The sequence below is a fragment of the Arsukibacterium sp. UBA5043 genome, assembly GCA_002415085.1.
Lineage (GTDB): Bacteria > Pseudomonadota > Gammaproteobacteria > Enterobacterales > Alteromonadaceae > Alishewanella.
This window is the reverse complement of record DIBV01000017.1, coordinates 371,841-390,180: the sequence shown is the minus strand read 5'-3', so window position 1 is coordinate 390,180 and position 18,340 is coordinate 371,841. Positions and strand designations below refer to the sequence as shown.

General features: G+C 50.8%; 21 protein-coding genes. 19 read left to right on the top strand and 2 right to left on the bottom strand.

Annotated elements, in window-relative coordinates:
* Positions 1 to 6: 6 nt before the first annotated feature.
* Genes B2Q61_RS15725 through B2Q61_RS15695 form a run of 7 tightly spaced genes read left to right on the top strand, consistent with a single transcriptional unit; the run spans position 7 to position 5,438 of the window.
* The gene (locus tag B2Q61_RS15725; protein ID WP_290617483.1) at positions 7 to 1,176 is read left to right on the top strand and encodes a protein-glutamate methylesterase/protein-glutamine glutaminase; all 1,170 of its coding nucleotides are present in this window, start codon (positions 7 to 9) and stop codon (positions 1,174 to 1,176) included.
* Positions 1,169 to 1,912: a flagellar motor protein gene (locus tag B2Q61_RS15720; protein ID WP_290617481.1), complete on the top strand. Its 744-nt coding sequence runs from the start codon at positions 1,169 to 1,171 to the stop codon at positions 1,910 to 1,912. The genes B2Q61_RS15725 and B2Q61_RS15720 overlap by 8 nt, the downstream gene beginning before the upstream one ends.
* 5 nt (positions 1,913 to 1,917) lie before the next feature.
* On the top strand, positions 1,918 to 2,883 hold the full coding sequence (locus tag B2Q61_RS15715) for a flagellar motor protein MotB (RefSeq protein ID WP_290617479.1): 966 nt from the start codon (positions 1,918 to 1,920) through the stop codon (positions 2,881 to 2,883).
* A 2-nt stretch (positions 2,884 to 2,885) separates the two neighbouring features.
* Entirely contained in the window at positions 2,886 to 3,665 is a 780-nt protein-coding gene (locus tag B2Q61_RS15710; RefSeq protein ID WP_290617477.1) for a ParA family protein, read from the top strand.
* The gene (locus B2Q61_RS15705; protein ID WP_290617475.1) at positions 3,665 to 4,453 is read left to right on the top strand and encodes a chemotaxis protein CheW; all 789 of its coding nucleotides are present in this window, start codon (positions 3,665 to 3,667) and stop codon (positions 4,451 to 4,453) included. Before B2Q61_RS15710 ends, B2Q61_RS15705 begins: the two co-directional genes overlap by 1 nt.
* Before the next feature lie 29 nt (positions 4,454 to 4,482).
* Positions 4,483 to 4,977, top strand: a complete 495-nt coding sequence (locus B2Q61_RS15700) for a chemotaxis protein CheW (protein WP_290617473.1) — start codon at positions 4,483 to 4,485, stop codon at positions 4,975 to 4,977.
* A gap of 14 nt (positions 4,978 to 4,991) precedes the next feature.
* Complete coding sequence (locus B2Q61_RS15695) at positions 4,992 to 5,438, top strand: DUF2802 domain-containing protein (protein WP_290617471.1); 447 nt, start codon at positions 4,992 to 4,994, stop codon at positions 5,436 to 5,438.
* A 71-nt stretch (positions 5,439 to 5,509) separates the two neighbouring features.
* Here the strand turns inward: B2Q61_RS15695 and B2Q61_RS15690 are convergent, their stop codons facing one another.
* Both B2Q61_RS15690 and B2Q61_RS15685 read right to left on the bottom strand, forming a co-directional pair.
* On the bottom strand, positions 5,510 to 5,833 hold the full coding sequence (locus tag B2Q61_RS15690) for an EscU/YscU/HrcU family type III secretion system export apparatus switch protein (protein ID WP_290617469.1): 324 nt from the start codon (positions 5,831 to 5,833) through the stop codon (positions 5,510 to 5,512).
* 12 nt (positions 5,834 to 5,845) lie between these two features.
* Positions 5,846 to 7,948, bottom strand: a complete 2,103-nt coding sequence (locus B2Q61_RS15685; protein ID WP_290617467.1) for a flagellar hook-length control protein FliK — start codon at positions 7,946 to 7,948, stop codon at positions 5,846 to 5,848.
* A gap of 103 nt (positions 7,949 to 8,051) precedes the next feature.
* On the opposite strand from B2Q61_RS15685, the gene ccmA reads away from it, so the two are divergent.
* The 12 genes from ccmA to B2Q61_RS15625 all read left to right on the top strand — a co-directional run bounded on the left by ccmA (position 8,052) and on the right by B2Q61_RS15625 (position 18,338).
* Positions 8,052 to 8,747 carry a cytochrome c biogenesis heme-transporting ATPase CcmA gene (ccmA, locus tag B2Q61_RS15680; protein WP_290617465.1) on the top strand — a complete coding sequence of 232 codons (696 nt, stop codon included), beginning with the start codon at positions 8,052 to 8,054 and terminating at the stop codon, positions 8,745 to 8,747.
* Positions 8,741 to 9,403 carry a heme exporter protein CcmB gene (ccmB, locus tag B2Q61_RS15675; protein WP_290617463.1) on the top strand — a complete coding sequence of 221 codons (663 nt, stop codon included), beginning with the start codon at positions 8,741 to 8,743 and terminating at the stop codon, positions 9,401 to 9,403. The genes ccmA and ccmB overlap by 7 nt, the downstream gene beginning before the upstream one ends.
* A 1-nt stretch (position 9,404) precedes the next feature.
* A complete protein-coding gene (locus tag B2Q61_RS15670; protein WP_290617461.1) occupies positions 9,405 to 10,139 on the top strand; it encodes a heme ABC transporter permease in 735 nt (244 codons plus the stop codon).
* 2 nt (positions 10,140 to 10,141) lie between these two features.
* Positions 10,142 to 10,342, top strand: coding sequence for a heme exporter protein CcmD (gene ccmD, locus B2Q61_RS15665; RefSeq protein ID WP_290617459.1), 201 nt, complete (start codon positions 10,142 to 10,144; stop codon positions 10,340 to 10,342).
* Positions 10,342 to 10,872 (top strand): cytochrome c maturation protein CcmE, encoded by a 531-nt coding sequence (gene ccmE, locus B2Q61_RS15660; RefSeq protein ID WP_290617457.1) that lies wholly within the window; start codon positions 10,342 to 10,344, stop codon positions 10,870 to 10,872. The genes ccmD and ccmE overlap by 1 nt, the downstream gene beginning before the upstream one ends.
* Positions 10,873 to 10,883: 11 nt before the next feature.
* The gene (locus B2Q61_RS15655) at positions 10,884 to 12,863 is read left to right on the top strand and encodes a heme lyase CcmF/NrfE family subunit (protein WP_290617455.1); all 1,980 of its coding nucleotides are present in this window, start codon (positions 10,884 to 10,886) and stop codon (positions 12,861 to 12,863) included.
* Complete coding sequence (locus B2Q61_RS15650) at positions 12,856 to 13,440, top strand: redoxin family protein (RefSeq protein ID WP_290617453.1); 585 nt, start codon at positions 12,856 to 12,858, stop codon at positions 13,438 to 13,440. Before B2Q61_RS15655 ends, B2Q61_RS15650 begins: the two co-directional genes overlap by 8 nt.
* Positions 13,440 to 13,919, top strand: coding sequence for a cytochrome c-type biogenesis protein (locus B2Q61_RS15645; protein ID WP_290618117.1), 480 nt, complete (start codon positions 13,440 to 13,442; stop codon positions 13,917 to 13,919). Before B2Q61_RS15650 ends, B2Q61_RS15645 begins: the two co-directional genes overlap by 1 nt.
* Positions 13,916 to 15,121: a c-type cytochrome biogenesis protein CcmI gene (ccmI, locus tag B2Q61_RS15640; RefSeq protein ID WP_290617451.1), complete on the top strand. Its 1,206-nt coding sequence runs from the start codon at positions 13,916 to 13,918 to the stop codon at positions 15,119 to 15,121. The genes B2Q61_RS15645 and ccmI overlap by 4 nt, the downstream gene beginning before the upstream one ends.
* Before the next feature lies 1 nt (position 15,122).
* A complete protein-coding gene (locus B2Q61_RS15635) occupies positions 15,123 to 15,986 on the top strand; it encodes an MlaA family lipoprotein (protein ID WP_290617449.1) in 864 nt (287 codons plus the stop codon).
* Between the two features lie 85 nt (positions 15,987 to 16,071).
* A complete protein-coding gene (gene wecB / locus B2Q61_RS15630; RefSeq protein ID WP_349678766.1) occupies positions 16,072 to 17,208 on the top strand; it encodes a non-hydrolyzing UDP-N-acetylglucosamine 2-epimerase in 1,137 nt (378 codons plus the stop codon).
* Between the two features lie 104 nt (positions 17,209 to 17,312).
* A complete protein-coding gene (locus tag B2Q61_RS15625; RefSeq protein WP_290617447.1) occupies positions 17,313 to 18,338 on the top strand; it encodes an SDR family oxidoreductase in 1,026 nt (341 codons plus the stop codon).
* Positions 18,339 to 18,340 lie beyond the last annotated feature (2 nt).

Sequence of the window (18,340 nt, the reverse complement as noted above, 5' to 3'; positions counted from 1 at the left end):
TGCCGCATGACGATCAGGGTGCTGATTGTAGATGATTCCAGTTTTTTTCGCCGACGGTTAACGGAAATTCTGAATTCAGATCCACAGCTGGAGGTGATTGACACCGCCAGCGACGGTCGCGAGGCAGTCACAAAAGCGCTGGCGTTAAAACCTGATGTGATCACCATGGATATCGAAATGCCGGTGCTGGACGGCATTAGTGCGGTGCGGGAGATTTTACAAAGCCAGCGTATTCCGATTCTGATGTTTTCATCGCTGACGCACGAAGGGGCTAAAGCCACCTTTGATGCGCTGGACGCCGGGGCTGTCGATTTTCTGCCGAAAAAGTTCGAAGATATTGCCCGCGATAAAGAAGAAGCCGGTAATGTGCTGCGGGACAGAGTAAAAGCGGTGGCTCGTAAAAGACCATTGGGACGCAGTACCTTCAGCAGCACTGCCACCACCTTGCCAGGCAATGTCGGGGCAGGTACCGTTGCCAGTAATCGAACTGTGGCGTCGGCCGCTAGCGGGCTTACCCGTGCGACACTGGGCAGGCCGCAGCTTAGTGAACGGCTGGGTGCTACAGTACGCAATGCTAATTTTAAAGCCAGTGGTCAGAGTTATAAATTGGTTGCTATCGGTACTTCAACCGGGGGGCCGGTTGCCTTGCAACGTATTCTGACCAATTTGCCCGCGGATTTCCCGTTACCCATTATTTTAATCCAGCACATGCCAGCGGCCTTTACCGGTGCTTTTGCGCAACGATTAAATACCCTGGCAAAAATAGAAATTAAAGAAGCTGCAGATAACGATATTCTACGTCCCGGTGTGGCTTACCTGGCGCCGGGTGGCAAGCAAATGCTGGTCGAAGGCAATGAGAGCCAGGCCCGCTTGCGGATTAAGGAAGACGACTCCTCGCGAATTACTTTTAAACCCAGTGTTGATGTAACGTTTGCCACTGCAGCCAGGGTGTTTCAGGATAAAGTGCTGGCGGTGGTGTTAACCGGTATGGGAGCCGATGGCCGGGAAGGCGCCAGAATGCTCAAACAGGCGGGCTCACGGATATGGGCTCAGGACGAGGCAAGTTGCGTGGTATATGGTATGCCTCAGGCAATAGCGGCGGCGGGGCTTATGGACCTTGAGGTCAGCTTAAATGAGGTGGCCGGCCGGCTGACAACGGAAGTGAAACATGGATAAACTGGCAATCAGTGGTTTTTTACTGGCGGTAGTCGCGGTAGCAGGTGGTTTTATGCTCGAAGGTGGCGCTCTTAGCACCTTGCTGCATTTACCTGCGTTTATTATTGTTGTTGGCGGCACGGTTGGCGCGGTAATGCTGCAAACCCCGCTACCCCAATTCCGACTGGGTCTGAGCATGTTACCCTGGGTACTCAGACCAGAAAGCCTGCCGATGCAAAACGCGGTAGAGCGCATTGTAAACTGGGGCAGTTCAGCCAGGGCCAATGGCTTTTTGTCGCTGGAATCGGCGGCGCTGGAAGAGAGCGATCCTTTTTTACACCGTGGCTTGAATTTACTGGTTGATGGCGTCGAAGTAAAAGTACTGCAGGATACCCTGGATGCCGAGCTAACCCTGGAGCGCGAACGTTTGCTGCGTGGTGCCCGCATTTTTGAAGCGATGGGCGGGTACAGTCCGACCATTGGTATTGTGGGGGCGGTACTGGGGCTAATTCAGGCAATGGCGAATATTTCTGAGCCCAAATTATTGGGCATGGGGGTGGCCACCGCTTTTGTCGCAACGATCTATGGCGTGGGCTTTGCCAATCTGATTTTTATCCCGGTGGGTAATAAGCTCAAGAGTCTGGTGTATCAGCATACCTTGTATCATGAGCTGATTGTGGAAGGCTTAGTATCGATAGCACAAGGTGAAAATCCCCGCAATATTGAGCGCAAGCTCGCTGCGTATCGGCTGAGCTAGCGATTATGTATCGGCATAAGCAGCAACATCAGCATGATGAACCAGAGCAACTTGACCGCTGGCTAGTGTCTTACGCCGATTACATGACCTTAATGTTCGCATTATTTGTGGTGTTGTATGCCATGTCAGTGGTTAAAGACGAAGAGTTCAGCGCATTGGCTGACACCCTGACCAATGTATTCGAGCGCCCGGCGAAAACGGGCAGCGGCAGTAGTGGCCGCGGGATGCTACCCCAAGCCGCGCCACAAAGTGACTTTGACCGTTATGGCAGTTCGCTTGAGAGCGCCGAGGGGCCAGAGCTGGTGGCTGATGCCAGTACCTTATCTGATGTCAGGCAGCAATTTTTAGGTAGCCCGTTGGTGTCACTCGAGCAGGAGCTTAATCAGGCGCTGGCCAATCTTATCGAGCAGGGCGTGGTCAATATTCAGCAAGACGAAAACTGGCTGATAATTGAATTAAACAGCGGCCTGTTATTTGCCAGCGGCAGTGCCACGGCAACCAGTTCGGCCCGTACGTTGTTAAATGAAATTACCGATATTATTAACCCGATAAATAATTTTATCCGGATCCGTGGTTACACTGACGATCAACCGATAAATAACGAGCTGTTTTCGTCAAACTGGGAATTGTCTGTTGCCCGGGCAACATCGGTACTGCGGGTGCTGGAAACGTTAGGTACACCGTCTCACCGCATGGCGATTGAGGGATATGGCCAATACTATGCTGACAGTAGTAATGCCACAGCCGAGGGGCGGGCAGAAAACCGCAAAGTGGTCATTGCGGTATCACGCTATGGTTATCTGCCAGATGAGCTGGAACTGCAGCAGCAAAGTGAAGCGTTACAACAGCAATTGCGACAGGTTACCCAGGATGATGGCAGTATCAGGGTAATTGCATTGCCAGGTGGTGGGGTCAGAATCACCACCCGTCAGGACAATCCAGATGAACTGCCAGAACAACAGGAACCCTGAACGTGGTAATTTGGACAATAGCAAATCAGAAAGGCGGGGTTGGTAAAACCACGACTACCGTCACGTTAGGTGGTTTACTGGCAGAGCGCGGCAAACGGGTGCTGCTGGTCGATACCGATCCGCATGCTTCTCTGACCTACTATTTCGGAATTGATGCTGAAGAGCTGGAAAATAGTGTCTACGATATTTTTATTCGTGGTAAAGACATTACCCGGGAAGAAATTTTACAATCGTTGTGTCCAAGTAGTGTTAACAATCTGGATATTCTGCCTTCGTCTATGGCATTGGCAACCCTCGACCGCTCGCTTGGTAATAAAGGTGGCATGGGGCTGATTTTAAAAAAAGCATTACAAAAAGTTAAAGCAGAATATGACTATGTGCTCCTGGACTGCCCCCCGGTAATGGGGGTATTAATGGTTAATGCTATTGCTGCCTGCAACAGGATTTTAATCCCGGTGCAAACAGAGTTTCTGGCGCTCAAAGGGTTGGAGCGGATGATAGCAACCATGGCACTAATGCGCAGTTCGCAACAAAGAGACTATGCGTTTACTATAATTCCTACCATGTATGACAAAAGAACCCGGGCATCGCTCGAAGCCTACAAAGAGTTAAAAGCCACTTATCAGGATAAGGTCTGGTCGGCAGTGGTACCGGTAGACACCAAATTCCGGGATGCCAGCGTAGCGCAAACGCCGCCAAACGTGTTTGCTCCGTCGTCCCGCGGCGTGTTTGCCTATAATACGCTGCTAACCTATTTGTTGCAGCTGGCACCGGAGGCGTAATGAGCAGTTTAATCGCCAGTCAGAAAGTTATGCAGCATTATTTGTCTGCCTTGCTAACGGATGACGGCGCTACTGAAACCAGCCTGGTCGAAGATGCTAAAACCCGCGAGCTAAACCGGTTATTAGCTCAGGCCAGCCCGGTAGCGAAGGTAGAATCTAAACCTGCTGTCGCGGCGGTACTTGCGCCAGTTGTTGAAAAATCGCAACCGACCATTCAGGCTAATCCCATTGCTGATGTTAGTGTGCCTGTGCACAATCGTGACGTTCCTATTGCTGAGCGGCTGGCATTAGCAAAAGAAGTGCCGCCAGGGGTTATCTCTGATAGCGTTAACAAGGCTTATCGGCAAGGACGGTTTCAGGCATTATTTTTTAATGTGGCAGGGTTAAAACTGGCAGTACCCCTTACCGAACTTGGTGGTATTCATCAACTGGGTGAAATAAACAGTTTATTTGGTAAGCCGGCCTGGTTTAAGGGCATTATGCTTTACCGGCAGCAGAAAATCAGTGTGGTGGATAGCGCTCGCTGGGTTATGCCTGAGAAATATGATCAGGCGATGGAGCAAAAGCTAAACTATCAGTATGTTATTATGCTGGGCACCAGCAACTGGGGGCTGACGTGTGAAACGCTGATTAATACCTTTAGTCTGGAGCAGGACGAGGTGAAGTGGCGCGAAACGGACGGCAAAAGGCCCTGGATGGCAGGTTTAATTAAAAAGCATATGTGTGCTTTAGTTGATGTCGACGCTATGATTAACTTACTTAATCGCGGTCAGGACATTAATGCCTGAGCGGGCAGTAAAATTTACAGGAGCGGTATATGAGTAATAACCAGGCAAAGACAACCGGCAAAAAAGAAAGTACCGATCTGGTGTTCCAGTGGGTAACGTTCCGGTTGCAGGAAGAAACCTACGGCATCAACGTTATGCAGGTGCAAGAAGTACTGCGCTATACCGAGATTGCGCCTGTTCCGGGTGCGCCCGGCTATGTAATGGGCATTATTAACCTGCGGGGCAATGTGGTAACGGTAATTGACACCCGTGCCCGGTTTGGTCTGGAAGCGGGCGATGTCACCGATAATAGTCGAATTGTTATTATCGAGGCGGAGCGTCAGGTTATTGGTATTCTGGTCGACAGCGTGGCTGAAGTGGTCTACCTGAAACAGTCAGAAGTGGATACCGCGCCTAATGTTGGTACCGACGAAAGTGCCCGTTTTATCCAGGGAGTATCAAATCGTGAAGGCGAGTTGCTGATCCTGGTTGATTTAAACAAACTACTCAACGATGAAGAGTGGGAAGAAATTAACAGTCTGTGAGCGGAGAACTGGCAATGAACCCATGGATGCTGGGCCAGAGTATTGTTATTGCATTGCTGGTACTGCTGTTGCTGTGGCAACTGTTGCGTCAACGCCATCTCAATCGTCAGCAGTGGGAAGTATTTAGCCGACAGTTGGAGCAGAACAACCAGCAATTAATGGCAGCCCAGAACGAAACGGAAGAGCTTCGGGCTGGCATTATCGGGGTAGGTCAGCGGGTACTCACGCTCGACCAGCGCGTCCTTACCCTTGAAAACCAACTTGCCCAATTGCATGGCGCCTGCACAGAGTTGGCAGAACAACAACAAGCTATGTCGCTGACCGATCCCGAGAGCAAAATTTATACCCGGGCCATGAAAATGGTGCAATTAGGTGCCGATTTAGAAGAAATCATGCGCGAATGTGAATTACCCCGCGCTGAAGCCGAGCTATTATTTAACCTGCACCAGGCCAAATCTTAAAAAAGGGTCAGAGTGAATAAAAAATTCACCCAGACCCTTTGCAATTACTAGTTTATTCACTCTGACCCCTTTTAAGTTTTTAAATCAATTCGTTGGTGAATATTCTGCCATTGTTCCGGAAATTTTCCCTGCAGCACATATGAAAACGCGATCAGCTCGGCAATCACCACATATAACTCTTTGGGAATATTATCGCCCAATTGTAACTGGCTAAGTAGCCGGTTTAGCTCGTCGTCCTGATGAATCAGTACCCCGTGCTCCTTTGCCAACGCAATAATATCCTCTGCCAACTCGCCATGTCCTTTGGCAACGATGGTCGGCGCCGCTTTACCGTCATATTTTAATGCGGTGGCGCTGCGTTGGCGCGTGTTAGTTTGTTTATCATCATTGGCCAATTTTGTCGATCCTTATACTTTTACCGTTAGCAGACTGTTGTGTCGGGGCAGTAAGCTTTCGGGTATTTTACCCAGCTGACAGTCAGCCTTTGTAACGGTTAACCCCTGCGCTGCGCAGCGATCTTTTAGCAGTGGCAGAAACTTCTGAGCCAGCCGCAGTGCCTGATTATGGTCGGTGTAAAACTGCAGTTGCAGCTCGTTATCCTGCAATTTGGCGACCGCCAGTAAATTACCATACTGTTGTAAATCGAATTTCATGGTCAATTGCCACTGCTTATTATTTTTGATGTCTTGTTTGCCATCGGCGGCACGTTGCTCTATCTGCAATTGCGGTAGGATGGTCTGGCCCTGCTGCTGCAACGGTAGCTGCAGTAACCATTGCTGCAGCTGGCTTTGCGCATCCACCGTGGCCAGCTGGCTTTGCTGTAGCGGGCTGCTTAAACTGGCCAATTGCCGCAGGGCGGTGCCAGCCTGTGCGGTATCCAGCTGTGAAACCAGCTGGCTTAACCGGTTGGCCGGAGCATTGCTGGCGGGTGTTTGCTGCTTCTGGCTTAAATGGCCTAACAGCAATTGAATTGCCATGGCCAGCGTGCCGCCGCTGGTTTGCATGTTGGGCTGGCTTTGCAACGGCTGAAACTGGAGCACGGCAGCAAGCTGGGCCGCGATTGCCGGGGGCGCCAGGGGTTTACTGATTTCAGGCAGGCTTTGCTGGATCTGACTAAACAACTGTTGCAGCGCGACAGGCAGATTCGGCATGCTATTGGGCTGCATCAGTGGTTGCGATAGCAACGGCAACAAATTCCGCCAGGCTTGCGTTTTTACTTCCGGCGGCAGCTGCAGCAACATTTGCTGACTAACCGGGTTTGCGGCCGCTGCTGTGCCTAATGGCCGTTGCCCTGATCCTGGCTCAGCGCTAAGCGTTGTGGTTTGCCAACTTATTGGCCGGTCGGCCTGGTTCTGGCTCACCGTAACGGTGATGCTTGGCCCGCTGGCTTGCAACAGCAATTGCCATTGCCCGTTTTTGCTAGCCGGTGCCTGCAATTGCAGCACCAGGGGCACCGGATTATTGCCGGGCATTAGCTGCGCGTTGGCCGAAGAGTTGTTTAAACCGCTGCTAATACTGGTTAATGTCCTTGCCAGTTGCGCCGGCACACTGATATTAAGCTGCCCGACACGAATTTTAGTTGCATCAGGCGCGATGCTTTGCTCAATCGGAGGCAACTGACTCACCAGTGCACGGATAAGTTGCTGTGCCGTCGCTGGCGTCAGCCTTTGGGCCGGTAAACTGCCTGCTGCAACTAATCCGGTTGCTGCAGGTTGTAATGATAATTGTTGCGTACCAGTCTGGCCGGGCGTTATCGTCAGCAATACATTGTGGCGGCCTGCTGGGGGCAAAGAGGGCTGCGCTGTGCTGGACTGGCTGGCTTGCATCAGCCTGGTAAAAGCGGCGAGCTCTTTGCTGGTTAAGGTTAGCAATACCGGACTGCTAGCGCCTGCGCCTGTTAATAGCAACTGGCCGGTCTTGAGATCAAGCTGCATGGGCAGCGTAAACGTACTACTGGCAGCTTGAACGTTAGCTGACTGGTTAACGGCTATGCTGGTCGCCAGATTAGCCTGAGTGTGTTGCGTGGGCTGGCTACTGAGCTGCTGGGACAGGCCGGCGCCAGAGTGAACGCCGGTTTGATGATTAAGGGGCATGGTTACGCCGCTTGCCGCCCTTATTGCCAGTGCTGGCAACTGTTGACTTAACCACTGGCTGATTACCGGTTGCAATTGGGCAGAACTTAAACCAATTCTGCTGGCTGGCGGCGGCATGGTCTGCAGGGTAAGGCTAAGTTGATTGTTGCCGGCCGGGTTAAGTTTCACCTGCAGCTGCGGGCCGAATTGCTGAGTTATCTGCTGAGTTATCTGCAGAGATATTTGCGCAGGCAGCTCAATTTTTAACTGGCCTTGTGGTGTTTGCAGCTGCAGCTGGCTGGTGCCAGACAGCATTTGCAACCTGGCGGTATATAGCTCGCCAGCTAATAATTTTAGCTCAGCGCTGCTTGCCCCGGCTTTGTAACCGGCGCTTGATGGCGTACTGTGTAGTAATTTTTCCAGATTGATCTGGTTCATATTTCCCCTGATTAATCACGATGCCAGCAGTTGTTCTGATTCGTATTCCCGCCACGGTATGCTACTATGCGCGCAATTTTAACAGCCGTCGATACCAGGACCAGTGAACATAAATCAGCCGCTATTTTCCAGCACTGAAGCAACGGATGCCGCATTCGTTGTCACAAAACATGCCAGGCCGGTTTTACAAGGCCAGCAGTTAAGTTGTATCCGGCAAGACCGGGTATTGTTTGCGCAATTATCTGTCCAGCTCAGTTATGGTCAGTTGCTGCAAATACAAGGCAAAAATGGTGCCGGCAAAAGCTCATTGTTACGTATTTTAGCGGGCCTGGCACAGCCCGATGATGGTCAGCTGTATTATCAGGCTAAGCCATTAGCACAAAGCTTGCCAGCCTATTGCGCCAACTTATGTTATATCGGCCATCATAGCGGTATACATGAACAATTAACCGCACTGGAGAATTTAAGTTTCTGGCGGGCCGCCGCCGCGCTCAAACCCGCTGATGATTGGGCGTTACTGGCCAAACTCGGCTTGGCTGGCCTGGAAGATGTACCATGCCGCATGTTATCGGCGGGGCAGCAGCGAAGGGTATCGCTGGCCAGATTATGGTTAACACCGGCGCTAATCTGGATCCTGGATGAGCCTTTTACGGCACTGGACCAAAGTGCAATTGGCCTGCTGCAACAGCATATGCTGGAACATCTGAATAAAGGTGGTGCCATTATCTTAACGACCCATCAGCAGCTTACCCTGCAATTTCAGTCTTTAATTAAACTGGAGCTGGTCTACCGATGGTAAGCATGGTTTTTTTGCAGCGCGAATTGCGCTTACTGGCCCGGCAAAAAGCTGACTGGCTCAATCCCATTCTGTTTTTTATTATTGTGCTCAGTCTGTTTCCGTTAGGTGTTGGGCCAGAGCCCAATATGTTACGTATTATTGCTCCTGGAGTGGTCTGGATTGCTGCACTGCTCAGTGTGCTGCTGGCAGCAGAGCGGCTTTTTAAAGACGATTACCGCAATGGCGTCATCGAGCAGTTAGTAGCAGGGCGACATAGCCTGCTGGCCTTTGTGCTGGCAAAAACCTTTGCTAACTGGTTAAGTACCGGCCTGCCATTGCTGCTGTTGTCACCACTGGTTGCCTTGTTGCTTGGCCTGGAACAGGCGGCACTGGGCGCAATGGCATTAACCTTGCTGCTCGGCACCCCATTGCTTAGCTTGCTTAGTGTACTGGGCTCGGCGCTTACCATGGCTGCCGATAAAGGCGGTATTTTACTGGCGCTACTGATTTTGCCACTGTATATTCCGCTATTAATTTTTGCCAGTAGTGCCATCGAGGCTGCCAGCATCGGGCTGGAGTATCAGGGGCAGTTGGCCATTTTACTTGCCATGTTATTATTGGCGTTAGCGCTGGTACCGATGGCGGTTACCAGTGCATTGCGAATTAATGTGAGTTGATATGTTTAAGTGGTTAGATCCTTACGCTAAAAGTGAAACGCTCTATCATTTTTGCGGCAAGCTGCTGCCGTATCTGATGGCGAGTGCGCTGGCACTTCTGCTGTTGGGTAATATCTGGGGGCTGGCGTTTACGCCAGCGGATTATCAGCAAGGCGACAGTTACCGGATAATTCATATTCATGTGCCTTCGGCCATTATGTCAATGGGTGCTTACGCCGCAATGGCCAGTGCGGCCTTTGTCGCGCTTGTCTGGCAAATTAAAGTGGCGCACTGGGCGGTGCTGGCTATCGCGCCTATCGGCGCAATCTATACCGTCATCGCACTGGTTACCGGTATGGCCTGGGGCAAACCAATGTGGGGCGCCTGGTGGGTGTGGGATGCCCGCTTAACCTCAGAACTTATTCTGTTATTTTTGTACTTAGGTGTTATTGCGTTAAATGGCGCATTCAGCGACCGACAGGTCGGGGCCAAAGTATCCAGCCTGCTGGCATTAATTGGGGTTATTAACTTACCCATTATTCATTTTTCGGTAGAATGGTGGAACACCCTGCATCAGGGCGCCAGTATTACCAAGTTTGCCAGGCCGTCAATTGACCCCAGCATGTTGTGGCCATTACTAATCAGTATTCTGGCATTTGCCGTATTACTGTTGGCGTTAACCTGCTTAAGGCTGCGCACTGCCATATTAGTGAACGAACAACACCGGCCCTGGGTCAGAAAGCTGGTAGGAGGCTAATCATGCATTTTCAGTCTTTCAGTGAATTTCTGGCTATGGGTGGCTATGGCTTTTTTGTCTGGTTGTCGTTTGCTATCACGTATCTGTTGCTGCTGGGCTTAATCAGCATCAGTGTTTATCAGCAAACCCAGGTTAAAAAGCAGTTAAAAGCGACAATTGCCCGCGAACAACGAGTTAAGCAGTATCAGGAGCAACAAATCTAATGCAGCCAAGACGTAAAAAACGCCTGTTTTCGATTTTACTCATCATCAGCCTGATCACCGGTGCAGTCGGTGCCATGTTGTTTGCCTTGCAACAAAATATTGATTTATTTTATACCCCTACTCAGTTGGTAGAAGGGCTGGGTAAAGATAAAGTTAAACCAGTGGTCGGGCAGCGCCTGCGGATTGGCGGCATGGTTGTGCCCGGCACAGTTTCACGCGATCCGCAAAGCTTAAAAGTACGGTTTCAGCTGGTCGATACCGGCCCGACTGTCTGGGTTGAGTATGAGGGCATCTTGCCTGATCTGTTCCGCGAAGGTCAGGGTATCGTAGCGCAGGGTACCCTGCAGGCACCGGATGTTATTACGGCAACCGAAGTGCTGGCCAAGCATGACGAAGAATATATGCCGCCAGAAGTCGCGGAAGCCATGAAGGGGATCAGGCACGTGCCACCCTCAAAGGCAAATTTTGCCGCAGATGACAGCGCAGCAGAGAATGGCTACCGCAAACCAGCAGATAAACCAACTTATTAAGGGGCAGGGCGATGATAGCTGAATATGGCCAGCTGGCACTGACCTTTGCTCTGGCATTGTCTGTACTGCTGGCAACCGTGCCATTATATGGCAGTTTTAGCGCCAACCAACGGGCACTGTTGCAGGCCAAACCACTGGCCATTGGCTTGTTTATTTTTTGTTTGCTGGCCAAACTGGCATTGGTTCATGCGTTCTTAACCAGTGATTTTACCGTGATCAATGTCGCGACCAATTCCAGTTCTATTTTGCCCTGGTACTATAAAATTACCGCCAGTTTCGGCTCCCACGAAGGCTCAATGTTGTTGTGGATATTGATGTTGTCGGGCTGGACGGCTCTGGTGGCAGTATTTTCCAAAGGCCTGCCCTTGTTAATGCAAGGGCGGATCCTGGGTGTGCTGGGCCTTATCAATATTGGTTTTATTGCTTTTTCGTTGTTTATGTCTAATCCGTTTGCCCGAAGTTTGCCGTTTTACCCGGTCGAGGGAATGGATTTAAATCCGCTGCTGCAGGATTTTGGCATGATCATTCACCCGCCATTGTTATATATGGGCTATGTCGGCTTCGCAGTGTCGTTTGCCTTTGCGATTGCTGCCTTAATGGGTGGTAAATTTGATAGTACCTGGGCGCGCTGGGCCCGGCCATGGACGCTGGCAGCCTGGTTATTTTTAACGCTGGGCATCATGTTTGGCAGCTGGTGGGCTTACCACGAATTGGGCTGGGGCGGCTGGTGGTTCTGGGACCCGGTTGAAAACGCCTCCTTCCTGCCCTGGCTGGTGGGTACTGCGTTGTTACACAGCCTGGCGGTGACTGAAAAGCGCGGTACCTTTAAATCCTGGACAGTATTGCTGGCATTAGGTGCCTTTTCATTAAGCCTGGTCGGGGCATTTTTAGTCCGCTCCGGCGTGCTGGTATCGGTGCACTCGTTTGCTGCGGATCCGGATCGGGGTATCTTCTTACTGATATTTTTGCTGCTGGTGATTGGTGGCTCGCTGGCGTTATATGCCAGCCGGATGAATTCGGTACGCAGTCAGGCCCGCTATCAGCTGTTTTCGCGTGAAGTGATGCTATGGGGCAACAATGTCTTTTTGTTAACTGCCACTCTGGTAGTGTTTTTAGGCACACTGTTTCCGTTGTTTCATAAAGAGCTGGGGCTGGGCACCATTTCGATTGGTGAACCGTTCTTTAACCAGATGTTTTACTATCTGACTATTCCGTTTGCTTTATTGCTGGGGCTGGGGCCCTGGGTACGCTGGAAACAACAACCGGTTAAGCCATTACTCAGGCCTTTTAGCTTAATCGCGGTGGCCAGTCTGACCCTGGCGCTGGGTACCCTGGCCGCGATGCAAAGTATTCAGGCTAATTTAGCGCTGCTCGGCCTGCTGCTGGGCGCCTGGGTAGGGGTGTCAGCATTGTATGAGCTATATCAGCGGCTTAGCCAGTTTGGCTCGGTAACCAAAGGTGCGTTTAAACTACACGCCAGCCACTACGGCATGACTATCGCCCATATTGGTTTTGCTGTGTTGGTGGTTGGGGTTGCCATGACCAAAACCTATAGCGTTGAGCGCGACGTGCGGATGCAAATTAACGACAGCATCAGTCTGGCCGGTTATCAGTTTACCTTACTGGAAGTATACCCGTTAGACGGCGCCAATTATGGCGGCGAAGCGGCAGAAATTGCCGTGCATAATAGTAAAGGCGAATTTATCAGTCAGTTGCATGCTGAAAAACGCTTCTACACTATTCAACGTACCGTGATGACCGAGTCGGCAGTGCATGCCAGATTAAGCCGCGATTTATATGTGTCGCTGGGCGAAGCGTTACCCGGCAATGCCTGGGCGCTGCGCTTATATGTTAAGCCTTTTGTGCGCTGGATTTGGCTCGGTGGCTTGTTAATGGCACTTGGCGCTTTGGTAGCGCTGCTCGATAAACGTTATCGCCGCGGTAGCAGCAGACTTACTGCAGCGAGTAACTCGGAGGCCACTAATGCGTAAACTGATGTTTTATCTCCCCCTGGTGTTGTTTCTGACCCTGGCCTTATTTTTACTAAGCGGCTTATTTTCCAATCCGATGGAGCGGGAGTCGGTTACCACTAATAAACCGCTGCCGGCGTTCAGCCTGCCCGATTTAATGCAGCCGGCACAGCGCTGGCAGCCGGCGCAACTGCGGGGCGAAACGTTTTTACTGAATGTGTGGGGCACCTGGTGTCCTACCTGCAACGCCGAGCTGAGTTATATGACAGAGTTAAAGCAGCAGGGCGTTAAAATTATTGGTTTATACTATGTGTTGCCGGCAGATCCACTCCTAGGTGAAAGCTTTGATTTAGCGCTGTTACAGGCCGATGTCAGTAACAAATTGCAGCAGCGTGGCAACCCTTATCAGTTTAATATACTGGATGCTGATCGCAGTTTATCTCTGGATCTAGGCGTAAGCGGTGCGCCTGAAACCTTTATTGTCGATAGTAACGGCATCGTTCGTGAGCACCATATTGGCGATATCAATCCCCAGGTATGGCGCAATAAACTGGCACCGCTTTATCAGAAATGGCGGCAACAGGATAGCACCGAGTGATGAAAATTCTGCTGCAGTTCCTTACCCTGATATTGTTTGCCATGTCGGCACAGGCAACAGAAGAAGTGCTGAGTTTTGACAACGAAGCCCAGCGTCAGCTCTATCAGCAGCTTACGGCCGAGCTGCGTTGCCCGCAGTGCCAGAACCAGAATATTGCCGATTCCAATGCGATTGTCTCAGTCGACATGCGCCAGAAAACCTACGATATGATTAAACAGGGCCGTCAGCGCGATGACGTATTAGATTATATGATCAACCGCTATGGTAATTTTGTCCATTATCAGCCACCGCTTAATCGTTACACCTTGTTATTATGGCTGGCGCCATTGTTAATGCTACTGGCGCTGGTTGCATTGCAGGTAAAACGCCGGCGTCAGCAGGCTAACGAGTCCTCAGCAGAGATTGCAGAGCAGCCGGTGTCAGCCCCGCTGGACGCTGAACTGGATAAACTAATTGAACAATACCGGAGTAAGAAATGACGTTATGGCCTCTGCTTCTGGTTGCCTTGTTAATGTTGGCACTTAGCGCCATTATTATCAGCTGGCCCCGTAAAGCCAGTGCGGCCAATAACCAGACTCCATTGCAGTTATTTGAAGAGCGCTTGCAACTTCTGGCGCTGGCCCGCGACAGTGGTGAACTGGCTGAAAACGACTTTGCCAGCGCTGCGGCAGAGTTAAAACAACAGTTTAATCAGCAACAGCAGCAAACCGTCAGTTTTCGCCAGCCGAAACACCAGTTTTTATGGCATCTGGCGTTAATAGTACTGGTGTTAGTGGTAGTGGCATTAACCTATCGTTTTAATGGCCATTACCAGCAACTGGCCGACTGGCAGTTAGCCAAAACCGAATTGGCAAGTTACGGTGAACGCGCCCTGCTGAGCCAGGGTGAGCCATTATCTGAACATGAAACACGGCTATTTGCTTTAGCCCTGCGCACCAAGCTGGCCGATGATGGCGACGATGCTGTGGCCTGGATGCTGCTTGGCCGGATCTGGATGTCGCAAGGATTAATGGAAGACGCGATCGACGCGTTTGAAAAGTCATTGGCACTTAGCCCTAACCGCATTCCGTTGCTGTTGAACTACTCTCAGGCGTTAATCGTGGTAGGTGGCGATGAAAATCTGGGCCGGGCAGGTCGCGCAGTGGCCAGGGTGCTGTTAACCGAACCTGATAATCTCGATGCCATGTCATTAATGGCGTTAATAGCACATGACAAAGGCGACACAGCAGAAGCAATTAAAGCCTGGAGCTTATTGGCAGAGCAACTGGAGCAAGATGATCCAAGGTATCCGCTGGTGCTTAGCAAGCTTAGTGAGCTCGGTGCGGATACGACTGCCAGTATTGGCCGGCAAATCAGGGTGCGCTTAACAGTAGCGCCGCAACTGGCGGCGGCTAATCCTGAGGCCAGTCTGTTTTTATTCGCCCGGGCGGTCGGTGGCTCTAATTTGCCACTGGCAGTGCAACGGATCCCGCTACCCAGTGGCGAAGTAGAATTGCTGCTGGACGAAAAAATGGCGATGCAGGCCGACTGGAGCTTAGCCAAGGCAGAGCAGGTAATAGTGGTAGCCCGCATGTCACAGGCTGGAACTGTAGAGCAAATGCCAGGCGATGTGCAGGTAGAATCTGATATCCTTACTTTTAACGATGCAAAAATCAGCGTAGCGCTGACTCTGGAACCCTGACATGGCAGTTTTTAACAACAATTTTCGATTACCGGTACTGCAATCGTTAACCGCAGTAGCCCTGAGTTTAATGCTATTGCTCAGTGGCTGTGCCAGTAAGGTAGACCCCCGCTCAGCGGTTAATCAGCAGCAAAACCCTGCCGAAAACGAATACGTAGTGGCGGCCGAGGCAGCAGAGCCTGAAGCCCCGGCGTATGCCGATCCGCGCGATCCGCTGGAGTCGATAAACCGGCCACTATGGGATTTTAACTACGATGTGCTGGATAAGTACCTGCTGCGGCCCGCTACGGTAGGCTATATGACGGTAGTACCCAAACCAGCGCGAAAAGGCCTGATTAACGTGGTGGAGAACCTGGATGAACCCGCCAGCTTTTTAAATGGTTTATTACAGGCTAAGCCAGGCCGTGCAGCCATTAGTGCCGGACGCTTTTTGGTCAATTCCACCGTTGGCTTGCTGGGCATATTCGATGTCGCCTCAAAAATTGGTCTGACGCAAACGGACGAAGACTTTAACCAAACCCTGGCAGTATGGGGTGTCGGTGATGGTGCTTATTTAATGTTACCAGGCCGTGGGCCAACCACGCTGCGTGATACCACCGGTGACGTGGTAGATGGCTTATATTTTCCACTGGCATTATTAAGTACGCCATTGACCATAACCCGTTTTGCCATCAATGCACTGGATAGCCGCGAGCAGTTGATGAATCTGGAGCAAATGCTGGAAGACTCATTAGACCCTTACGCCTTTGTCAAAGAGTCATATTATCAGCGCCAGGAATTTAAAATTTACGACGGTAATCCGCCTCAGCCCAAAGAAGAAGAGCTGGACGACGAGCTACTTGATTACCTCGACGAATTTCAATAACTAAAATCACTCTGACCCCTTTTTGCTGAAATCAAAAGCAATAAAAGGGGTCAGAGTGAATTAAACGGATTTACAAAGGATTGCTATGATTAAAGTACTCAGTGTTTTCGGCACCCGTCCCGAAGCAATTAAAATGGCGCCGCTGGTCAATTTGCTAAAAGACGATAGCGAAATTGAAAGCCGGGTATGTGTCACTGGCCAGCACCGCGAGATGCTGGATCAGGTACTAAGCCTGTTTGCTATTGAGCCCGAATACGATCTGGCCATTATGAAATCCGGCCAGGATCTATATGACGTCACCACTAGCATTCTGCTGAAAATTAAACCGGTACTACGTGATTTTCAGCCTGATATTGTGCTGGTGCATGGTGATACCAGCACCACCTTCGCCGCGGCGCTTGCCTGCTATTATGAAAAAATTGCCGTTGGCCATGTCGAAGCAGGGCTGCGCACCGGCAATATCTACAGTCCGTGGCCGGAAGAAGCCAACCGGAAACTAACCGGCGCCATTACCAGTGTGCATTTTGCTCCGACTGACACCTCGGCAGCGAATTTGCTGGCTGAAAATGTCGCTGCCAGTACCATTGTGATTACCGGCAACACCGTTATTGATGCGTTATTGCAGGTAGTGGATAAAATTGGTCAGGATGAAAAACTGAACAGTGCCTTTGCTAAGCAGTTTCCTTATGGCCAGCATGGCCGGCGCTTAATTCTGGTTACCGGCCACCGGCGGGAGAGTTTTGGCGATGGCTTTGAACAAATATGTGCTGCCCTGGCTGAGCTTGCAAAAACCTTTGCTGATTGCGACATAGTCTATCCGGTGCATTTAAATCCCAATGTCCGCGAGCCGGTGTATCGTTTGCTCAGCGATGTTAGTAATGTGCATTTGATCCCGCCGCAAGATTATCTGCCGTTTGTTTACCTGATGAGTAAAGCAACGATAGTGCTGACAGATTCTGGTGGTATTCAGGAAGAAGCGCCTTCGCTGGGCAAGCCCGTGCTGGTGATGCGGGATACCACCGAGCGGCCGGAAGCGGTTAGTGCCGGTACCGTTAAGCTGGTTGGAACAAGCCGGCAGAAAATTGTTGAGCAGGTGAGCCGGTTACTCACTGACAACGACTACTATCAGGGCATGAGCTTTGCCCATAATCCTTATGGCGACGGTAAAGCCTGTCAGCGAATTGTTAGTGCTATAAAGCAACATATGGCTGCGGATAAATAACATTTTAACGGTCTAAACAGAGGTTTAACTCAGTTAGCCAGCCATGTTATGCTTTACTTAATAACGCGATAAACGGCTAGTAGCCGCGAGAAGGATACACCGAAATGGATTTTAGTCAGATAATCAAACAAAAAGCCCCTGGCTCTGCTGCCACGCGCTGGCTGATAACCGGTTGTGCGGGCTTTATTGGCTCTAATTTATTGCAGGCATTACTGGAGGCAGATCAACAGGTTATCGGTCTGGATAACTTTGCTACCGGCCATCAGCGTAATTTAGATGAAGTGCAAGGCCTGGTAAGTGCTGAGCAGTGGCAGCGGTTTAGTTTTATTGAAGGCGATATTCGCAACGTCGCGGATTGCCAGCAGGCAGTAAATGGCGTTGACTATGTGCTGCATCAGGCAGCGCTTGGCTCTGTACCTCGTTCTCTGGCCGATCCGGTTACCACTAATAATGTTAATATCAGCGGCTTTCTGAATATGCTGGTCGCCGCCCGTGACGCCGGTGTAAAACGCTTCGTGTATGCGGCGTCCAGCTCAACTTATGGCGATCATCCGGCACTACCTAAAATAGAAGCCAATATTGGTAAGCCCTTGTCACCTTATGCAGTTACCAAATATGTCAACGAACTGTACGCTGACGTGTTTAGTCGCAGCTATGGTTTTCATAGTATTGGTTTGCGCTACTTTAACGTATTCGGGCCGCGTCAGGACCCTGCCGGCGCCTATGCCGCGGTTATCCCTAAATGGACTGCGGCAATGATCGCCGGTGACAAGGTGGTGATTAATGGCGATGGCGAAACCAGCCGTGATTTCTGTTTTGTCGCCAATGCGGTACAGGCTAACTTGCGCGCAGCATTGGCCGACATTGAACAAAGTGAAGTATTTAACGTGGCGGTAGGTGACAGAACCACCTTAAACCAATTATTTCGGGCGATTCAAACGGCATTAGCAAGTAACGGTATTGCTTACCCGCATTGTCCGCAATATGCCGATTTTCGGCCGGGTGATGTACGCCACTCGCAGGCCGATGTGAGTAAAGCGCGTTTGATGCTGGGTTATTTACCCAGCCATACTATTAACGAAGGTATTGCCGTGGCGATGCCCTGGTACATTGCCCAGCCAGCAAAATAACG